Annotated in this window: 15 protein-coding genes; 5 read left to right on the forward strand and 10 right to left on the reverse strand. The window is 70.2% G+C overall.

Going from position 1 to position 17253, the window contains the following annotated elements; translation table 11 throughout:
• Positions 1 to 25 precede the first annotated feature (25 nt).
• Genes AB0M95_RS28930 through AB0M95_RS28950 form a run of 5 tightly spaced genes read right to left on the reverse strand, consistent with a single transcriptional unit; the run spans position 26 to position 4784 of the window.
• Positions 26 to 631, reverse strand: a complete 606-nt coding sequence (locus tag AB0M95_RS28930; RefSeq protein ID WP_363771066.1) for a response regulator transcription factor — start codon at positions 629 to 631, stop codon at positions 26 to 28.
• Complete coding sequence (locus AB0M95_RS28935; RefSeq protein ID WP_363771068.1) at positions 628 to 1818, reverse strand: histidine kinase; 1191 nt, start codon at positions 1816 to 1818, stop codon at positions 628 to 630. The genes AB0M95_RS28930 and AB0M95_RS28935 overlap by 4 nt, the downstream gene beginning before the upstream one ends.
• A 19-nt stretch (positions 1819 to 1837) precedes the next feature.
• Positions 1838 to 2599, reverse strand: a complete 762-nt coding sequence (locus tag AB0M95_RS28940; protein WP_363771071.1) for an ABC transporter permease — start codon at positions 2597 to 2599, stop codon at positions 1838 to 1840.
• Positions 2596 to 3495, reverse strand: a complete 900-nt coding sequence (locus tag AB0M95_RS28945) for an ABC transporter ATP-binding protein (protein ID WP_363771074.1) — start codon at positions 3493 to 3495, stop codon at positions 2596 to 2598. Before AB0M95_RS28945 ends, AB0M95_RS28940 begins: the two co-directional genes overlap by 4 nt.
• On the reverse strand, positions 3492 to 4784 hold the full coding sequence (locus AB0M95_RS28950) for a lipase (protein ID WP_363771077.1): 1293 nt from the start codon (positions 4782 to 4784) through the stop codon (positions 3492 to 3494). Before AB0M95_RS28950 ends, AB0M95_RS28945 begins: the two co-directional genes overlap by 4 nt.
• Positions 4785 to 5295: 511 nt before the next feature.
• Here AB0M95_RS28950 and AB0M95_RS28955 point away from each other — a divergent pair.
• The 4 genes from AB0M95_RS28955 to AB0M95_RS28970 all read left to right on the forward strand — a co-directional run bounded on the left by AB0M95_RS28955 (position 5296) and on the right by AB0M95_RS28970 (position 7990).
• Complete coding sequence (locus AB0M95_RS28955; protein WP_363771080.1) at positions 5296 to 6081, forward strand: trypsin-like serine protease; 786 nt, start codon at positions 5296 to 5298, stop codon at positions 6079 to 6081.
• A 277-nt stretch (positions 6082 to 6358) separates the two neighbouring features.
• Complete coding sequence (locus AB0M95_RS28960; protein ID WP_363771082.1) at positions 6359 to 6628, forward strand: hypothetical protein; 270 nt, start codon at positions 6359 to 6361, stop codon at positions 6626 to 6628.
• Positions 6621 to 7241 (forward strand): DUF6879 family protein, encoded by a 621-nt coding sequence (locus tag AB0M95_RS28965; protein WP_363771085.1) that lies wholly within the window; start codon positions 6621 to 6623, stop codon positions 7239 to 7241. The genes AB0M95_RS28960 and AB0M95_RS28965 overlap by 8 nt, the downstream gene beginning before the upstream one ends.
• 8 nt (positions 7242 to 7249) lie before the next feature.
• Complete coding sequence (locus AB0M95_RS28970) at positions 7250 to 7990, forward strand: DUF6082 family protein (RefSeq protein WP_363771087.1); 741 nt, start codon at positions 7250 to 7252, stop codon at positions 7988 to 7990.
• Positions 7991 to 8163: 173 nt separating this feature from the next.
• Here the strand turns inward: AB0M95_RS28970 and AB0M95_RS28975 are convergent, their stop codons facing one another.
• The 4 genes from AB0M95_RS28975 to AB0M95_RS28990 all read right to left on the reverse strand — a co-directional run bounded on the left by AB0M95_RS28975 (position 8164) and on the right by AB0M95_RS28990 (position 13458).
• The gene (locus tag AB0M95_RS28975) at positions 8164 to 9996 is read right to left on the reverse strand and encodes an FAD/NAD(P)-binding protein (RefSeq protein ID WP_363771089.1); all 1833 of its coding nucleotides are present in this window, start codon (positions 9994 to 9996) and stop codon (positions 8164 to 8166) included.
• A gap of 152 nt (positions 9997 to 10148) precedes the next feature.
• Positions 10149 to 11546 carry an XRE family transcriptional regulator gene (locus tag AB0M95_RS28980; RefSeq protein WP_363771200.1) on the reverse strand — a complete coding sequence of 466 codons (1398 nt, stop codon included), beginning with the start codon at positions 11544 to 11546 and terminating at the stop codon, positions 10149 to 10151.
• A 39-nt stretch (positions 11547 to 11585) separates the two neighbouring features.
• Entirely contained in the window at positions 11586 to 12257 is a 672-nt protein-coding gene (locus AB0M95_RS28985) for a response regulator transcription factor (protein WP_363771203.1), read from the reverse strand.
• A gap of 16 nt (positions 12258 to 12273) precedes the next feature.
• Positions 12274 to 13458 (reverse strand): histidine kinase, encoded by a 1185-nt coding sequence (locus AB0M95_RS28990; protein WP_363771092.1) that lies wholly within the window; start codon positions 13456 to 13458, stop codon positions 12274 to 12276.
• A gap of 218 nt (positions 13459 to 13676) precedes the next feature.
• Here AB0M95_RS28990 and AB0M95_RS28995 point away from each other — a divergent pair, with 218 nt between their 5' ends.
• The gene (locus AB0M95_RS28995) at positions 13677 to 14375 is read left to right on the forward strand and encodes a hypothetical protein (protein ID WP_363771095.1); all 699 of its coding nucleotides are present in this window, start codon (positions 13677 to 13679) and stop codon (positions 14373 to 14375) included.
• A gap of 84 nt (positions 14376 to 14459) precedes the next feature.
• Here AB0M95_RS28995 and AB0M95_RS29000 read toward each other — a convergent pair whose 3' ends face one another.
• Positions 14460 to 17231, reverse strand: coding sequence for a YfhO family protein (locus tag AB0M95_RS29000; RefSeq protein WP_363771097.1), 2772 nt, complete (start codon positions 17229 to 17231; stop codon positions 14460 to 14462).
• Positions 17232 to 17253: the final 22 nt, after the last annotated feature.

The raw sequence follows: 17253 nt of genomic DNA on the forward strand, positions 1-17253 counted from the left end.
CCACTGGGAGGACGGAGTCCACCGGCTAGATCCAGCCGCGGGTGCGGGCCAGGCGGGCGGCTTCGTGGCGGTTGGCGGCACCGGTCTTGCCGACTGCGGACGACAGGTAGTTGCGGACCGTGCCCGGTGACAGGGCGGCCCGGCGGGCGATCTCCTCCACCGGCGCGCCGGTCGCGGCGAGTGCCAGAACGTCGGCCTCCCGGGCGGTCAGTGGGCTTTCGCCGGCGCTGATGGCCTCGGCGGCGAGCTGCGGGTCGACGTACCGGCCGCCGGCGTGCACGGTGCGCACCACGGTCGCGAGGATGTCGGCCGAGACGGTCTTGGCGAGGAACCCGCGCACCCCGCCGGTGAGGGCCCGTTTGAGGTGTCCAGGCAGCCCGTGGCTGGTGACGATCATCGTGCGGCAGGTGGGCAGTTCGGCGTGCAGGGCGGTGGCGACCGCGACCCCGTCGAGGTCTGGCAGTTGCAGGTCGAGGACGGCGACGTCCGGGCGCAGGGCCCGGGCGAGGTTGAGGGCCTCCGCGCCGGTCGCGGCCTGCCCCACCACCTGCAGGTCTTCCTCGAGGCCGAGCAGCGCCGCCATCGCCCCGCGGATGAGATGCTCGTCATCGGCGAGCAGGACGCGGATCATGCCGGCACCGCCCCTTCACCAAGGACAGGCGCGGCGGGCAGGTGGACCGACAGCTGGAACCGGTCCGGGGTGAGGCGTTCGACGGTCACCGTCCCGCCGAGGTCCGCGATCCGTTCCTTCAGGCCGATCAGGCCGCTGCCGAACCGGGGCGGGGCACCTGAAGGGACACCGTCGTTGCACATCGTCACCGTCACCGCGGCGGGCGACGCGTCGATGGTGACGGTGCAGGTGCGGGCCTCGCTGTGCCGCAGCATGTTGGTCGTGCCCTCGCGGACCACCCAGCCGAGGGCGCCCTGCAGGGAGGCCGGCAGGCCGCTGCCGTCGCCGATGACGCGGCACTCGATCCCGGCGGAGGCGAGCAGCGCCCGCGCCCCGGCCAGTTCGACGTCGAGGTCGGCGGCGCGGTAGCCGAGGACGACGGCGCGCATCTCGGTCAGCGAGTCCTGGGCGATCCGCCGCACCTCCAGCATCTCGTCGACCGCCTCGGCGCGGCCCCGGCGGGCGAGCTGCGCGGCCAGTTCCGCTTTCAACGCCACCACGGACAGGGTACGGCCGACGACGTCGTGCATGTCCCGGGCGAACCGGAGGCGTTCCTCGGCGACGGCGAGCCCGGCCTGGACGTGCCGGGCCCGGTCCAGTTCGCGGACCACGACGAGCATCCACAGTGACACCCGGTACGCCAGGACGACCCCGATGAGCAGTGAGCCGAGGGCGATCGCGGTCCCGCCGGTGCGGTCGTGGAGCACGCCGACGCCGCAGCAGGCCACGGCGACGGCGATCGACGTGCGGGGGCGCGCCGCGGCGGCGAGCGCCGACACGTACGTGACGCTGACGACCAGCAGCAGGCCCGCCGCCGGGCCGTCCGGGTGGCCGGGGGTCGGCTCCGGGTAGGCGAGGTACCCGGCGACCAGGCCGACGGCGGTCAACCCGCCGCCGACGAGGATGAGGCCGGTGGGGCGGGGCCGGGACCCCTGGTACGCCCCGATGCCGTGGTGGACGAGCACGAGGCAGACCGCGGTGTGCAGCACGAGCAGGGCGATGAGGACGAACCGGTGCCCGGGGGCGACCTCGAGCTGGACGAGCCCGCCGAGGAACAACGGGGACAGCGCCACCTGGGTGTAGAACGACCCCCGCACGTACCACTCGAACCGGGTGGCCTGGCTCTGCCGCCGCCACCAACCGATCACCGGTCCCCCTCCGAAGACGTCAACGACGCGGTTCCCAGCTGAACCAGCGGCGCACCGCGAGCCAGCCGAGGACCATCCACACGGCGAGCAGCCCCGCCGGGGCGGCCGCCGCACCGAGCACCCCGACGAAGTCGTGTGCGGGCCCCGGCCCGGTGGTGCCGAGCCAGCCGAGCCGCACGAGGTCCAGTGTGGGGGCCAGTGGCAGCCACCGTAGCGCCTCCGCCACCGGCGCCGGCAGGGTGTCCAGGGGGAAGGCGGCCCCGGCCATACACACCATGAGCACCGGCAGGGTGGTGACCTGCGCCAGCTCGACGGTCCGGGTGAACGCGGAGCTCGCCGCGGCGAGCAGCACGAACACGGCGGTCCCGGCGAGCACCCCGACCAGCAGCACGAGCGCGTTGACGGGCAGTCGCAGGCCGAGGACGACGGCGCCGGCGGTGACGAACAGCAGCATCTGCCCGAGCGCGACCGTGACGGTCGGCCCGGCGGTCCCGATGAGGATCTCCGTGTCGGTCAACGAGCCGGTCCTCAGCCATTTGAGCACGAGCTCCTCCCGGCGGGCGACGTAGGTGCTGACCAGCGTGTAGTACAGGACCCCGACGAGCACGAACCCGAGCAGTCCGGTCATCAGCTCGGCGCCACCGGTGGGGTCGGACCGGTTCCGGCCCGCGGCGAGCAGGCCGATGATCGCCACCGGCACGAGCACCGCGTTGAACAGGGCGGTCCGGTTGCGGCCGAGCAGCAGCAGCTCCGCCCGGCCGATCGACAGCAGCCTTCTCATGCGCCCTCCTCGGCGATCGACAGGAATGCCTCTTCCAGCGACGCCGACCTCGCGTCGAGGCGGGCCAGTTCGACGGTGTGCCGGTCGGCCCAGGCCAGCAGCGCGGTGAGCGCCGGTTGCAACTGCGGTGTGTGTACGGTCACCCGGCCGCCGTCGACCCCGCGGGTCCCCGGCAGGTCGGGCAGGTCGGTGAGGTCCAGCCCGGCCGGCAGGTCGAACGCGATCCGCGCCGGGTAGGCGCTGACGACGTCGGCGACGGTGCCGGCGGTCACGATCACGCCGCGGTGCATGATGGCGAGCCGGTCGGCGAGTTCCTGCGCCTCCTCCAGGTAGTGGGTGCTGAGCAGGATCGAGACCCCGTCGGCGAGCAGACCGCGCAGCAGCGACCAGGCGTCGTGGCGGCTCTGCGGGTCCAGGCCGGTCGTCGGTTCGTCGAGGATGAGCAGGTCGGGGCGGCCGAGGACGGCGGCGGCGAGGTCGAGGCGGCGCCGTTCACCGCCGGAGAGCTGCCGGACCCGGACCGTGGCCCGGTGGTCGAGCCCGACGAGGGTGAGGGCCTCGGCGACCGGGCGGGGCGCCGGCAGCGTCCCGGCCCACATCCGCAGCGCCTCGACCGGGGTGAGGTCCAGCGGGAACCCGCCCTCCTGCAGCATCACCCCCGTCCGGGGACGCACGACGGCCCGTTCGCGGACCGGGTCGTGGCCGAGGACCCGCACGGTGCCGCCGCCCGGCCGGCCGAGCCCGGCGACCAGCTCCAGCGTCGACGTCTTGCCGGCCCCGTTCGTCCCCAGCAGCGCGAAGAGCTCCCCTTTCCGCATGCTGAACGAGACGTCCCGGACGGCGGTGAAGGCACCGTAGCGGCGTTGCAACGCGACGGCTTCCACGACGGCGGTCACGGCAGGAACCGCATCTCCGGGTAGCGGGCCGACGGCCCGTCGAGCAGCGGTTCGCGGTGTCCGCGCAGGTACCGGTCGACGAACGCCAACTGGTACACCAGCTGCACCCGCACCGAACGTTCGCCGTCGATCGTGCCGAACCCGGGCTCGAGGTCCGCCGCCGGGACCCCGGCCTGCGGCAGGAGCACCTGGTAGTCGGTGAAGGACATGTGCCCGGAGCGCAGCAGCTGCAGCTCGTGGCGGGGCCCCCGCAGCCCGGCCCACAGCCGCGCCCACGACTCGTCGGTGTCGCGGCCGTGCCCGTCGGAGCTCAGCAGCAGGAACGGCCGGTTCAGTCCGCCGCCCGGACCTTCCAGGACCCGGCCGAGGGCGGTGCCGTCGACGTTGCCGCCGGCGACCACCCGGCGGTCGAGGTACATCATCTCGGCTGCGGTGGCGCCGCCGAGGGAGTGCCCGAGCATCCCGACCTGGCGCAGGTCGAAGGCGTCACGCAGCCCGCTCGGCAGCGGCCGGCGCCCCTTGTCGGGGTTGCCGCCGCAGGCGAGGACGGTCACGGCCTCCAGGACGAACCGGGTGTCGGCCACCCGCGCGGCGAACGCTTTCGTGATGAGCCGCTCCTCGTCGGCGGGGTCGCCCGTCGGCGGTGGCACGGCGTTCAGGGCGACCCGCCCGTCGGGGAACTCGACCAGCGGCGAGTCGTGCGTGTGGTCGATGGTGACGACGACGTACCCGTGGCTGACGAGCTCCTCGACGAGCGCGGTGGCGGCGGTGCGTTCGACGCCGAAGCCGGGCGAGTAGAGCACTACGGGCCGGCGGCCCGGCAGCGCGGGCGCGCCGGTGTGCCCGTGCGTGGTGGGCAGTTCGATGTCGGAGCCGGGCGGGGCGAGCAGTGCGGCGAGGGCCGGCGACACCCACGGGGCGCGCGGGTGGTGGCGCACGTCCCGGGCCGGGTACCAGACCTGCACCATCAGCTCGCGGACCGGGACGGACGGCACCCAGGGGTCGGGCCGGGACCGGTCGACGAGGTGCAGGGACACGGTGCCGATGCGGTGCCGGCCGGTCGGCGCGGGCAGCCGCAGCCGGGTCGACCCGGCGACCGTCGCGGACTTCAGCGCCGGTCCGGAGGCCCCGGCGAGGGCCTGCCGGGCCATCAACGCCTGGGCGCGGGTGTCCAGCGGCACGCCCGTCCGCGGGTCCAGTCGCGGGGCGGCGGCCTGGGCGGGGCGGAAGCCGAGCAGCGTAACGGGCAGGGCCACCGCGGTGGCGGCGAGGAGGGTTCGTCGTCTCATGTACAGAGTCTTCGATGGCACAACTCGTCGCTGTAGTGCCACAGCACACCGGTTCCGATGCGCCGTTCACCCCTCCCCGATGACAGATGTCATGCTCGGTATCACGTTCGCCGGTTCGGATGCGTCTAGGTTCATCGGCGGCGCATACCCTTTGACCACAATCGTCGATCTCTTGCAGGATCTGGATCTGCAGAAGCGATGACCTCGGCGGCTCGCCGATGCCGGGCCGGCCGCAATCCGGCGCCGGCCGATCTGCGGACGATTCCCTATGCCGCCGAGGGCGACCGCCTGGACGCCTGGCGGCTCGATGTGCTGGTGAACACCTGGTCGGCGACCTCGCGCTCTTGGATGCCGGGCTCGCTGCGGTGGAGGCCGCCGACCCAAGGGCACCCGCCCGATCAGCTGCCCGCGCCCGCGGACTCCGCTCGGCCGGTTCGGCAGCCTAGTTCTTTACCCTCGAACCGCCTCAGCCGTCCGTTTTGGGGTGGTTTTTTACCTATTATCGTGTTCCATGCGAATGCGAACTTCCCTCCTGGCAGTGGCGCTCGTCGTTGTGGTGGTCGCCGGTGGCGTCTCCCCCGCAGGCGCCATCACCGACGGCACCCCCGACGGGAACAAGCACCCGCAGGTGGGGGCCCTGATCGCCGATCACATGTTCACTGACGGCACATGGGCCTACTGCAGTGGCACGCTCATCTCGCCGACCGTCTTCCTCACGGCCGCCCACTGCGGCAAGCCGGGCCAGACGACCGCCCGGGTTTCGTTCTCAACCCACTACCGGGATGGTGACACGGTCTACAGCGGTCGCTACATCGCGGACCCGAGCTATGGTGGTCGCCATTCCGACCCGCACGACATGGCGGTGGTCGTCTTCACCAAGGCGATTCCGAACATCACGCCGGCGAGACTGCCCACCGCGAACCTGCTCGACCGGCTCAAGGACGACCACACGCTGGCGACGGCCACGTTCACCCCGGTCGGGTACGGATCGCCGGCCCCCACCGACGGACCCGATGGCGAGACCTACCTCTACACCGACACGCGCAACCAGACGTCCGGGTCCTTCCAAAGCCTCGAAAAGGTATGGCTCACACTGTCGCAGAACCCGTCGACTGGTGACGGTGGTACTTGCCATGGAGACTCCGGAGGCCCCGACTTCCTGGGCGGTCCCGACTCGGACCTCCTCGTGGCCACGACGATCACCGGTGACTCCGCGTGCCGGGCGACCAACGTGGACCGCAGGCTGGACTCCGCCTCGGCGCGGCGGTTCCTCGGCCGGTTCGTCGCGCTTCCCTGACCGTTTCTCACCACGGTGAGAACGGTCACAGAGGGGACTCCGCACCCGCCGGTCAGGTGATTTCGGTCAGGAGGTCGCGGGCCAGGGCGTCGGCGATGCGGAAGGGGTGAGCCCCCGGGCTGGGTCGGGTAGCGGTTTAGCCCGGCGACCATGGCGAAATACGCGCTTTCGGATGCGACATATATCAACCTTCGGCCTAATTTATTGATATATTTCATCAGTCGTGTGACGCTGGGAGAGATTCCGAGACGGTTTTCGTACCTGGAAGGTGAGGCCAGTGGACACACCTTGGGAAGCGGAGACTGAGGCCGGGTTTCTGCGTAGACTCGGAAAGTCGATGCGTGAGCTCGGGAGCACTGCGAATACGGACGGCTGCCCCGACATATGGGAGATGGAGAACGGGGACATCGCGGTGGTAGGGAGAGATGTCACAGCGAGCTATGCAGGACGACTCCCCGACGATGTGACCATTCGCGCCGACGAACGTCTCGTGATGATCCCGCGATTCCTTCTCCAGGCCGCCAAACCGGACATTCCAGATGATTGAGCAGCTCGGCGACATTCCCGCGCAGTTTCTAGACCTGGATAGCTACAAAAAGGACTTCCGGCATCACTTCTGGAAGATCGACATGTCCTGGAAGCTGGAGCGGCAACTCACATTCAAGGAACCCACCACCCCGAGCTGGCTGGCCATGGCCGAAGGCGACTGGGACACGTCGTTGAGGCTTGCCGGCGAGATGCGCCCTGGCCGGATGGAGCACCAGCGCGAGCTCGACCGGTGTGGGATCGTCCAACGGCGCATCCGGTTCGTATGCGAACCACCGACTCCCTACCTTCAGTGGGAACTGCACCTGCTCATGGCGTGGGCCGAACTGGGCGAGCAGATTCGGATCCTGCCCGTAGAAGCCGCCACACCTCGGGAGACGCGAGCCACGCTGCCCGAGGTCGTAGTACTCGGACACCACTCCACACCCCCCGTTATGTACGACATTCAGTACACGAATGGCGTTTTGTCCGGCGCGCGTAAGTTCACCGATGTCGACCTCATCGACATCTGCCGTCGCGAGATCATCGACTACTGGCAGGCGGGCGAGGACCTCCTTCGATACTTCCCCAGGAAGATCGCGGACCTTCCGCGTCCCGCACCTCAAGGGGTATGAAAGGCGGTATGACCGCCCAGATTCCTCAGCGTCACGCGAAGCTCAAAGCATTGACAAGCTCACATTCGGCACGCCATCTCACCACCTTCTTGACCGTCGCGCTCGTGCTGCTGGCAGTAGGGCTTGTTGTGCTGTCGCCACTCGCGGTCGACCTGCTCGACGATGGCGGCGGGTGGTCACGCAGAAGTGAGATAGGGCAGACGTATGGGGCGGCTGCCGCGCTGATCTCCGTCTTCGCGCTGGTAGCGATCACCGTTTCCCTGGTGCTACAGGCACGTGACGCCAAGCTCGCCAGGGAACAGGCCTCACGTACGACTCACAATGAGCTGATGACGATGGCCCTGGATGATCCCCTCTATCGTGAATGCTGGGGAGTGTTCAGCGCGGAGAAGGATGAGAACGCCCTCAGGCAGCAGCTGTACACGAATCTCATCGTCTCTTACTGGCAGACCAGGTTCGAGCTCGGCACATTTTCCGAGACCCATCTTCGTCATGGAGCGACGGCCATCTTCTCCGCCAGGCCAGGGCGGATCTTCTGGAGAGACGCGCGGGAGGCGCGTATCAGGACCTCGCAGACACGTAAGGCGAGGCGGTTCCACGCGATTATCGATGAGGAGTACAACAGGGCGATCGCGGCCAAGCCTGTGCTCGACCCACCAGCCCAGGACACAACGCCGCGAGCCCGGAACAGGTCACCGCGTGTAGCGACTGTTTTACGGCGGATCGCCGACCGTCTGGACGTGGGGTGAGCGGTGGGAATCGCGCTGCATAACCGAGCACCGCCCCGGGCCGTCCACGTCGAGAGACCTGGTGGCGCGTACCACAAAGGGGCATCAGGGTCCGCATGACCCTTGGTCGCCGTCATTCCCTCGGTGGAGTTCTACAAGACGGCGTTCGGCGTCGAGGGGGCTGTGGTGGACGGTCAGGTGATTTCGGACAGGAGGTCGCGGGCTAGGGCGTCGGCGATGCGGAAGGGGAAGGCGTTGGCGTGGGGGCGGGCGAAGCCGGCGATTGTGAAGCCCTGGCCTACCCAGTGGCCGAGGGCGAAGCGGCGGGGGTGGACCGTACCTGCGGCGTTCACCAGTCGTCCGTTCTGGACCCGGAGCCGGCCGAGCCGGTAGGTCGTGCCGTCCGGGCCGGTCAGCACCCCCTCGGTGATCGAGCCGCTGTCGTACAGGCCGCGCAGCAGGGGATCCTGCACCCGGGTGATGCTCGCGGCGGGCAGCCGGGACTCGATCAGCGCCCGCGCTTCGACGTGGCCGGGCACCTGCGTGCCGCACGCGCGGAACAGTCCGGCCTCCGGATCGGCGGTCACGGTGACGCCGCCGCCGAGGAACCGGACGATCCCGGCCCGCGACAGGGCTTCCAACTCCAGGAGCCGCTGCGGTGGAGGCCCGGACGCGTAGTAGCTGAAGACGCCCTGGAACCACTCCATGAGATCCTCGGCCTGGGACCTCGCCGACAGCAGGCCCCGGTTCACGACGTCCAGGATCAGGCCCAGCATCACCAGTAGCCCCTTGTAGAGCCCCAGGTCGGCGCTGTGGGCGGGGTCGGCGTGCCGTTCGACGTTGGCGACGATGTACGCGCGGAGCCACTGCTGAAGATCCTCGGCGTCGTCGAAGCGCAGCCCCTCCAGTGGTGACAGCAGGTACGACAGGTCGAGCCGGTCCTCGCGCCTCGGCACGGCCTCCTCCACCAGAGTGATCCGCTCGTCGTCGTCCCAGCCGAGCGGGTCGTACCGGTCGAGGAATTTCTCCCAGGGGAGCGTGACCCGCTCGGGGTGGGCGGCGAACAGCTCGTGGTAGTAGAAGTGAGCGAGCTCCTTGGCCATCAGTGGCCACAGATGCCGGGGCAGGTCGAGCGGGCCGTGCTGTTCGTGCAGCCCTGTGACCGCGTCGGGCACGAAGTAGCGGGGCTCGGCCAGGGGTGCGCCCAGCTCGGGATAGGTGATCTTGGAGTGGTTCGGGATACCCCGGCGTGAGCCCGCGTACATGATCGGCTCCGCGCCGGAGGGGTGGTACACGTATCCGCCGCCGGGCCGGGGCTCGAACCGGCCGCCGCGCCCCTGCGCCAGCAGGACCATCGTGTCGATGAAGGCCAGACCCATGCCGCGCAGGATGACCGGCTCGCCCGCCGGGATCATGTCCAGGTCGAGATCGGCGACGTAGTTCGGCGGCACGTACACCAGTCCGTGCGCGTCGGCGAAGTCCGCCAGCTCCTGATGGACGCCGCCGGGCGCCGCGTCGAGGTAGCCCTGGGCCAGCAGGACGGCGTCGGCGTCGAGGGGCTCGCCCCCGTCGTCCAGCCAGACCCGCTGACGGCCACCGGCCTCGGTGAGCGCCTCGGCTGTGGCCCGGTGGACCTGGACGGTGACCTCCGGCGGCGCCGACGTCACGATGTACTCGAAGCACCAGGACAGGTAGGCGTTCTGGATGACCCGGGGCGGGAACGTGGCGGGTGTGACGTCGTAGCCGTGCTCGGCCGCCCACTCGTGGATGGCGGGGCCCGGGCGGATCGGTCCTTCCATCTGCACGCTCGTGTCGGTGAACAGGCTCACGTCCACGGCCTGGGAGTTCATCCACATCAGCTCTGACTGCTCGCGTCGCCATGTCCGCCCGCCGCCCGGGGGCTGCGGGTCGACCACGTGGATCTCCAGCCGGCGCCCTGGGGGTGCGTTGGCGATGAGGCGATCGACCATGACGGTGCCGCCCGGCCCGGCTCCCACCACCACGATCGTCAGAGGTGCGCTGCTCACAGCAAGGAGGTTTGCACCACTTCACGACACAGTCAATATTTCCTACCAGAAAACCCGGAAATGTGCCGATGGCAAGAAGCCCAAGCTTCCTGGTCTTAGCCGGTTACGAGAGTCGACGAGGAGCCCGACCGGTCACGCTCCCGCTGCCAGGACTACCCGTTGCCGCTCACCGGCCGCCGTGGTGTCCGACCAGGAGGAGGAACCTCCAAGCCATCCTGATGATCCTGCTCTTGCGATGAGCAGTGCAGAGGTCCGTGTGAGCGACTCCGAGCGAGAAGACGATCCATGTCCGCCCGGCGGATCTGTGGGGGTTCGGGTACGACGCCCGCCGCCGTCAGGGCGGCTTCGGTAACCGCTGGATCCTGGCCTTCTAGTTCGGCCAGCACTCGAATGCCTAGCTTGCCTGTTTGGTAAGCCGCCGTGGCCCTTTCGAGTACTCGTTGCGGAGGACGGATCGTTCGACTGACCTCCTGCTCACGGTCGTACTGGGGACCCCACCCGTAGCGCCACGCCAGTTGCACGCCGCTGGGACCACGCAACGTCTCAACCTGCTGTTCGGTGATCAGGCCCGTGCGCTGCAACTGAATGAGGATCACCATCAGACTGACCCCGAAATGACGGGCCAGTAGCGCACATGTCCGCTCGTTGAAAGCCCTCTCGCCCTGTGAGCCCTCAGCACCGAGCCAAGCCCTGATTCCGTCCTGGGGGGCGAGGAGGTTGCGCGCAAACGCATCACAGCGAAGCTCAGCTGGGGTACGACTCCCGTCCAAAAGGTGCGTCTCGGTACCATCACCGAACAGCAGATGTCCGAGCTCATGGCAGTAGGTAAAGCGCTGTCGCTCGGCTACCGCCCGCGTACCGACCACGATCAGTGTGACGTTGCGGGCCGGGTCCGTCACAGTGAACCCGTCGATCCCCGCAGGGAAGTCCACAACAGCGGTATCGACTCCGGTGAGTCGCTCCACCAGTTCGGCAGGGTCGGCCAGCGGTGCGCCGCCCAGTTCGAGTTCCCTACGCACGGTCAGCGCGAGCGCGCGCCCTCGCTCTTCGCAGGAGTCGACCGGGTCTGGAAGCGGCAGATCCACGACCGAACGAAGTACCTCGCCCGCTGGAGTCTGACTATTTTGGAGGATTCGATCAAGGCGGTCGTCCAGCACGAGTATGTCGACGGCCAGCCGCAAGGCGGCCTCTAGAGCCTCAGTAGGCGCCTCCGCCATGCGCGCCGCGATGCGAACCCGACTTCTCACCGGGCTGCCCGAGGTGAGCTCACGTAGTGGAACGCCAACGGCCGTAGCGAGTCGATCTAGCTCGGCGATCGTGAGCCTTGGCCGGCTACCCAACTCGATGCGCGCCAGGGTGGGCTGAGATATGCCGGTCAGGTCGGCCAACTCTCGTTGAGTGAGACCTGCCCGTTCGCGTTCCCGCCTTACCCGTGCACCTATTTGCTGGAGATCCATGAGCGCCCCACCTCCTGAATCAATGATACGTATCTGATTCAGAGACGCTACGTTCGGCGTCGGAAAGTTGGTCTCGCAGGTTCCGTGGCCCATCCTCACCGGGAGCAAGCTCAACCGAGTGGGTGACCATGGTCAGGGGCGGTCGTGGTCTCCGGGGCGGATGAGGCCGCTTTCGTAGGCGAAGACGACTGCCTGGACTCGGGTGGTCAGGTTGAGTTTCATCAGGACGCGGGACAGGTGGGTCTTGACCGTGGCCTCGCCGAGGTAGAGGCGGGCGGCGATCTGGGTGTTGGTCAAGCCCTGGGCGAGCAGTTTGAGCACGTCCGTCTCGCGGCCGGTGAGTGAGTCCAGCTCGGCCGCGCGGTTCGGGACGCGGGCGGGGTCGGGCTGTCCGGCGAACGCGGCGATCACGCGCAGGGTCACCGCCGGGTGTAGCAGGCCCCCGCCTGCCGCGACCGTCCGGACCGCCTCGATCAGGTGCTCGGGCGGGGAGATCTTGAGCATGAAGCCGCTGACGCCGGCACGCAGGGCCGCGGCGACGTGCTCGTCCTCGTCGAACGTCGTGAGCACGATGACCTTGCTGTCCGGGTGGTCGCGGACGAGCTGCCGCGACGCCTCCAGCCCGTCCATTCTGGGCATGCGGATGTCCATCAGCACGACGTCCGGCCGGGTACGCGCGACCAGGTCGAGCGCCTCGACGCCGTCGGACGCCTCGCCGACGACCTCGATGTCCGGCTCGCCGTTGAGCACCATCCGCAGGCCCACGCGCACCATCGCCTCGTCGTCGGCGAGGGCCACCGAGATGCCTCTGTCGCCTTTCTTACCATATGCGGGGGATGGGGAATCGGGCACGGACCGCGAAACCACCGTCAGGCTCGAGACCGGCGTGCAGGCTCCCGCGCACCATCGTCAGCCGTTCGCGCATGCCGACCAGCCCGTGACCACCGCGCCGTGAAGCCTGTCCGCCGAGTTCGTGGCCGCCGCTCCGGGCGTCGGCGGCGGGACGTCCCGGCTCGTTTCGCACCTCCAGGGTGAGCGCCTGCTCGGTGTAGCCGATGGTGACCACGGTCGGCACCTGCCCGGCATGCCGCAGCACGTTCGTCAGGGCCTCCTGGAGCACCCGGTACGCGGTGAGGTCCAGGACCGGCGGCAGCCGGGGCGGCTCGGCCGGGGCGTTCAGCGTGACCTCAAGACCGGCGGCGCGGACGTCCGCGATCAGCTCACTGACCCGGGCCAGCGACGGCGCGGGCGCCGGCCGTTCGCCGTCGACGCGCTCGCGCAGGATGCCGACCAGCCCGCGCATCTCCTCCACCGTCTGCCGCCCGAGATGCTCCAGCCCGGCCACGACCTCCAGCTCGACCGGACGGTCCGCGAGCATCCGGCGCAGGCCTCCGAGCTGCAGCGTCATCACGCTGACCGAGTGCGCGACCGCGTCATGCACCTCCCGGGCGATGCGCGTGCGCTCCTGCGCCACCGCGGCCTGGGCGTTCGCCTCGCGTTCGGCGTCGAGCGCGGCGGCCAGTTCGGCGAGCTTGACCGCACGTTCGCCGCTGCGCCGCGCGAGCAGTCCCATGAACCAGCCCGGCAGCAGCACCGCCGGGACGAAGAACAGCTCCCACAGGGTCCCGCCGGCCGCGATCGACATCCACGCGAACGACACGCCCGCCACGCACAGCGCCACGGCCGAACGCCGGGGGGGCTCGCGCCACCCTGCCCACCCGACCACGCCGATCAGCCCGATCATCGCCGCGCCGCCGACCCCCGGCGCGCCGAACGCGACCACGCCCACCGGCAGGCAGACCGCGGCGATGACCGTGCCCGCCAGCGGGTACCAGGCCGCGACCACGACCCCGAGGCCCAGCGCGACCCCGGACATCCAGGTGGCCGTAGCGCTCGCGCCGAAGGAGGAGGTGTCGAGCGTGGTCTCCAGAACGGCCAGGAAGCTGATCAGCGGCCCGAAAACCAGCGGAATGAGCCGGACGTCCCTCAACCGGGTCATCGTCATGGCCACCGATCGTAACCGCGCGCGGCCTGCGGCGACTCCCCCGAATGGCGGACCCTCGCAGCTCGCCGGGTCCACCGGACAGTGGACGCGGCCTACGTCCGATCCGTCGAAGCGAGGAGCCATCACGATGCGCGACGGCTGATCCGCCGGACGGCCCCGCGGCGGGAGAGTTCTCGCCATAACGAAATCCCACAGCGAAAGCGACACGGAGGTACCAAATGACCCCCCTCACCCACAGCGCCACGGCGACCGCGGAGCCGCTGACCGAAGAAACCGACCGCACCGGGCGCTTCCTGCGGCGGGCCGGCGGCGCCGCCCTGATCAGCGGTCCCGTGCTCATCTTCGGCGGCATGATGGCCTGCCCGCCGCAAGCCTCCGACTCGACGGTCGACTACATCACCTCACTGGCCCGCGACGGCTTCCTGACGCAGCTCTCGGCCATGCTGCTCCACTACGGCCTCATCCTCGGCGCGCTCGGCGCGCTCGCCGTCCCCGGGCTGGTGCGCGGACGCAAGGGCCGGTGGCCGGCGCTGCTGGGCGCGCTCGCCACCGCGATCGGGCTGCTCAACGTGTCCGGGGCCGTACGCGACGACTGGTGGCGAATGGTCATCGGACAGCAGTTCCCGATCGACGTCGCGGCGCGCGTCTCGGACACCGTGGACGCCTCGGCGTTCATGCCCCTGTGGAGCGGTACCACGCTGCTCGCCTTCCTGGGCCTGCTCTCGCTGAGCGTCGCCCTCGCCCGGGCAGGCGTCGCCGGGTGGTGGCTGACCGCCGTCTATCTCGCCGCCTTCGTCGGCATGATGGTCATCCCGGTCAGCCTGACCTACGTGGTGGGCACGGCGTTCGCCCTGATGTACCTGCCGCTCGCGGTCGCCGGCGTCCGCACCTTCCAGCGCGAGCGCGCCACGGTGTGACGCGGCGCGACCACGTGGCACGCCGACTTCACCGGGACGACCGCCATGGCGTACGGCATCATCCCAGCTAGGCGGTGCCCCGGCTCATGTCGCGGGTGTGGGCCTGAGCCGGGTTCGCCTGCGGCGGAGTGCGCGACGGCCCACGTAGAGGACGCCGCCGGTCAGCAGGGCCGCGCCGGAGATCAGCAGGCCCACTCCCAGGCCCGGCGGGGTGAAGGAGCAGGTCAGGGAGGTTTCCCTGCCGTTCAGGGGGATGGCGAGGAGGCCGAGGTACTGGCCGGGACGGCTGCGGGGGCCGGGGCCGAGGGAGCAGGTCCAGCCCGTGATGGCCGGGACGGCGACCACGGCCGTGCCCGTGGCGGCGGGGGGCAGCGTGGCCTTCAGGGTGTGGCCCGAGACGTCGACCCGGGTCGCGCCCGTGGCGGCGGGGGGCAGCGTGGCCTTCAGGGTGTGGCCCGAGACGTCGACCCGGGTCGCGCCCGTGGCTCGCAGGTGGCGGACGGCTTCGGCCAGGCGGGCGGGGTCCAGGCAGGCCAGCGCCTGGGCGGGCACCCGGCTGACGAGGTACGGGCGCAGCTTGACCTTCAGGCGGCCGCTGCCGGGGACCGTGCCGAGCTTCTGGATCGAGGCGCGGCTCTGGCCGGCGACGCCGGTGAAGGAGACCGGGTCGCGGCCGGCCAGCGTCGCGGCGCCGGAGAACTCGGGGGCGTGGAGGTAGACCTCGTCCCCGGGGCGGCACGTGGCGCGCAGGATGTACGGGTACGAGGGAGTCCGGACCGGGTCGGGGATGGTCTGGAGCGAGCCGTCGGGGTTCCCGGGGAGCGGTGTGCCGTCTTTGCGCAGGTACGTCGTGGCGGGAAGGTCGTACACCTGGGCGCCCAGCAGGAGCTCCTGGTTGCGGAAGGGCGAATGGCCGTAGCGCGGCGACCGCCGGGACGGTGGCCGTACGGTCACCAGGGGCGCGGTCGTGCGGACGGTCAGGGTCACCTCCGTCCGGCGCTCGGCTGCCCGCCGCGGGCCCATGGGATGGGTCACCTGGCGCGAGTGGGCGCGGGCGCCGATGGCGAAGACGGTGTCGGTGACCGGGTTGTCCACGCTCTTGGGGGCACGTCCGCGTGACGTCCAGCCGAAACCGAGGTGGGCGAGGGTGTCGATGAGGGCGGTGGACGTCATGCTGCTGTAGTACTCCGCGCCCTCACCGCCCAGGAACTGCGGGTCGTTGGCCGTTATGCGCGGTTCCCCAGGATCCGTACGGTAGGCCGGCCAGCGGTCGGCGGACACCACGACCGCGCGCAGGCTCTCCGGCCACGGGCCGCGGGTCGCGTAGTTGTGGAGGAAGTCGGCGCGCCGCGCGTCCACCAGTGCCACGTTGGCCGCCGCCTCGACGGTCTGGACGGTCGCGAGGAGCGCCAGGAGGGCGACGGCCACGCCGTGGTGCATAGCCGGGCCCCGGCCCCGCATCAGCGTCAGCGTGCGGTACAGCACGGCGCCCACGGCGGCGGTGACGACCGTCCACTGGATCATGTGCGGGGTCGCGTCCTGCCATCGGGACGCGACCCAGACCGCCGCCCCGAGCAGGACGGCGGCGCACACCAGCGCGTACGGGCGCGGGACGCCGTACGCGAACGACTTCCAGCCCGCGATCACGAGCAGGCCGCACAGCACGAACGCCTGGCGGTAGTAGCTGCCGTTGGGGTTGGTGAAGGCGTACCAGAGGTGGACGGTCGGTTCCCACAGCATGGAGCCGAGGACCAGCGTGATCGCGACCGTCCATGCCACGCGGACGCGCGGCGGCACGGCCGGGTTGAACGGGAGGGTCAGCGCGGCGAACAGCGCGAAGGTGCCCACGAACAGCGCGGGCGAGCTGAACGCGTAGCTACCGGCGAGCAGCCGCCCCAGCAGAGGAGCCGCGTCGACGGAGATGAACGTCCTCGAGGCCACCGGCCACGTGTCGCGGGCCGCGCTGAAGACGACCAGCACGATCGGCGCGGCCAGGCCCACGCCGAGCCCGCCGCACAGCAGCGCGCGACCCGAGATGCGCAGCCGGTCGCGCAGGGGACGGTGCTCGGACACCAGCCGGATCAGCAGCACGACGGCGGCGCCGATCATGGCGAAGTACGCGGTGTAGAAGTTGCAGGCCCAGGTGAAGGCCACGCACAGTGTGCCGAGGACGGGGTGGCGGCGGGCCAGGGCCCACTCGGCGGCGAGGCAGAGCAGCGGGAAGGCGATCAGGCCGTCCAGCCACATCGGGTTGTAGGCGGCGTCGGTCACGGCCCAGCCGCACAGGCCGTACGCGGCGCCGAAGACGGCCGCCCAGCCGGAGCGCAGCCGCCCGCGGACGCTGAGGCAGCGCAGATACAGGGCCATGACGGCCGCCGCGGTGGCGATCTTGGCGACCGTGAGGACGTACACGGCCAGGTCGATCTGGTCGCGCGGGAACAGGGCGATGAGGAACGAGAACGGGCTGGCCAGGTAGTAGAACACGTCCGGCAGGTAGCTGGAGCCGAAACCGGACGCCCAGTTCACGAACAGGTCGCCGCGGGCGTGGCCGTGCAGGACATCCCAGTAGTACGCGTAGAACGGGATGTACTGGTTGCCCAGGTCGTTGACGCTGCGAGTGGAGGCGCCGAACGGGAAGAACCCCGCGACGGCGTCGCCCACGCACAGGCCGATCAGCGCGAGCATCCCGGCCATGAAGGCCGCCTGGAGGCGGGGGCCGGCGACGAGCGTCCACGGCAGAGCCCGGTCACGAAGTCGTGTCCAGCGGGTAAGGCGGCTACCGCGGTCGCCTGCCTGCCGGTCCTGCTGGTACGCGGAGACGGTGGCGGGTGGCTGGTGCACTTCCTGCGTCGTCAAAGGTCCTCACGGGCGTCACGCG

Source organism: Sphaerisporangium sp. NPDC051017 (genome assembly GCF_040683095.1).
Taxonomy (GTDB): Bacteria; Actinomycetota; Actinomycetes; order Streptosporangiales; family Streptosporangiaceae; genus Sphaerisporangium.

Excerpts from the sequence above, each read along its gene's own strand:
- AB0M95_RS28980 (WP_363771200.1), bottom strand. The coding sequence starts at position 11,546 with ATGGGCCACGGAACCTGCGAGACCAACTTTCCGACGCCGAACGTAGCG.
- AB0M95_RS28970 (WP_363771087.1), top strand. The coding sequence starts at position 7,250 with ATGACCGCCCAGATTCCTCAGCGTCACGCGAAGCTCAAAGCATTGACA.
- AB0M95_RS28990 (WP_363771092.1), bottom strand. The coding sequence starts at position 13,458 with ATGACGATGACCCGGTTGAGGGACGTCCGGCTCATTCCGCTGGTTTTC.
- AB0M95_RS28940 (WP_363771071.1), bottom strand. The coding sequence starts at position 2,599 with ATGAGAAGGCTGCTGTCGATCGGCCGGGCGGAGCTGCTGCTGCTCGGC.
- AB0M95_RS28950 (WP_363771077.1), bottom strand. The coding sequence starts at position 4,784 with ATGAGACGACGAACCCTCCTCGCCGCCACCGCGGTGGCCCTGCCCGTT.
- AB0M95_RS28930 (WP_363771066.1), bottom strand. The coding sequence starts at position 631 with ATGATCCGCGTCCTGCTCGCCGATGACGAGCATCTCATCCGCGGGGCG.
- AB0M95_RS28965 (WP_363771085.1), top strand. The coding sequence starts at position 6,621 with ATGATTGAGCAGCTCGGCGACATTCCCGCGCAGTTTCTAGACCTGGAT.
- AB0M95_RS28955 (WP_363771080.1), top strand. The coding sequence starts at position 5,296 with ATGCGAATGCGAACTTCCCTCCTGGCAGTGGCGCTCGTCGTTGTGGTG.
- AB0M95_RS28995 (WP_363771095.1), top strand. The coding sequence starts at position 13,677 with ATGACCCCCCTCACCCACAGCGCCACGGCGACCGCGGAGCCGCTGACC.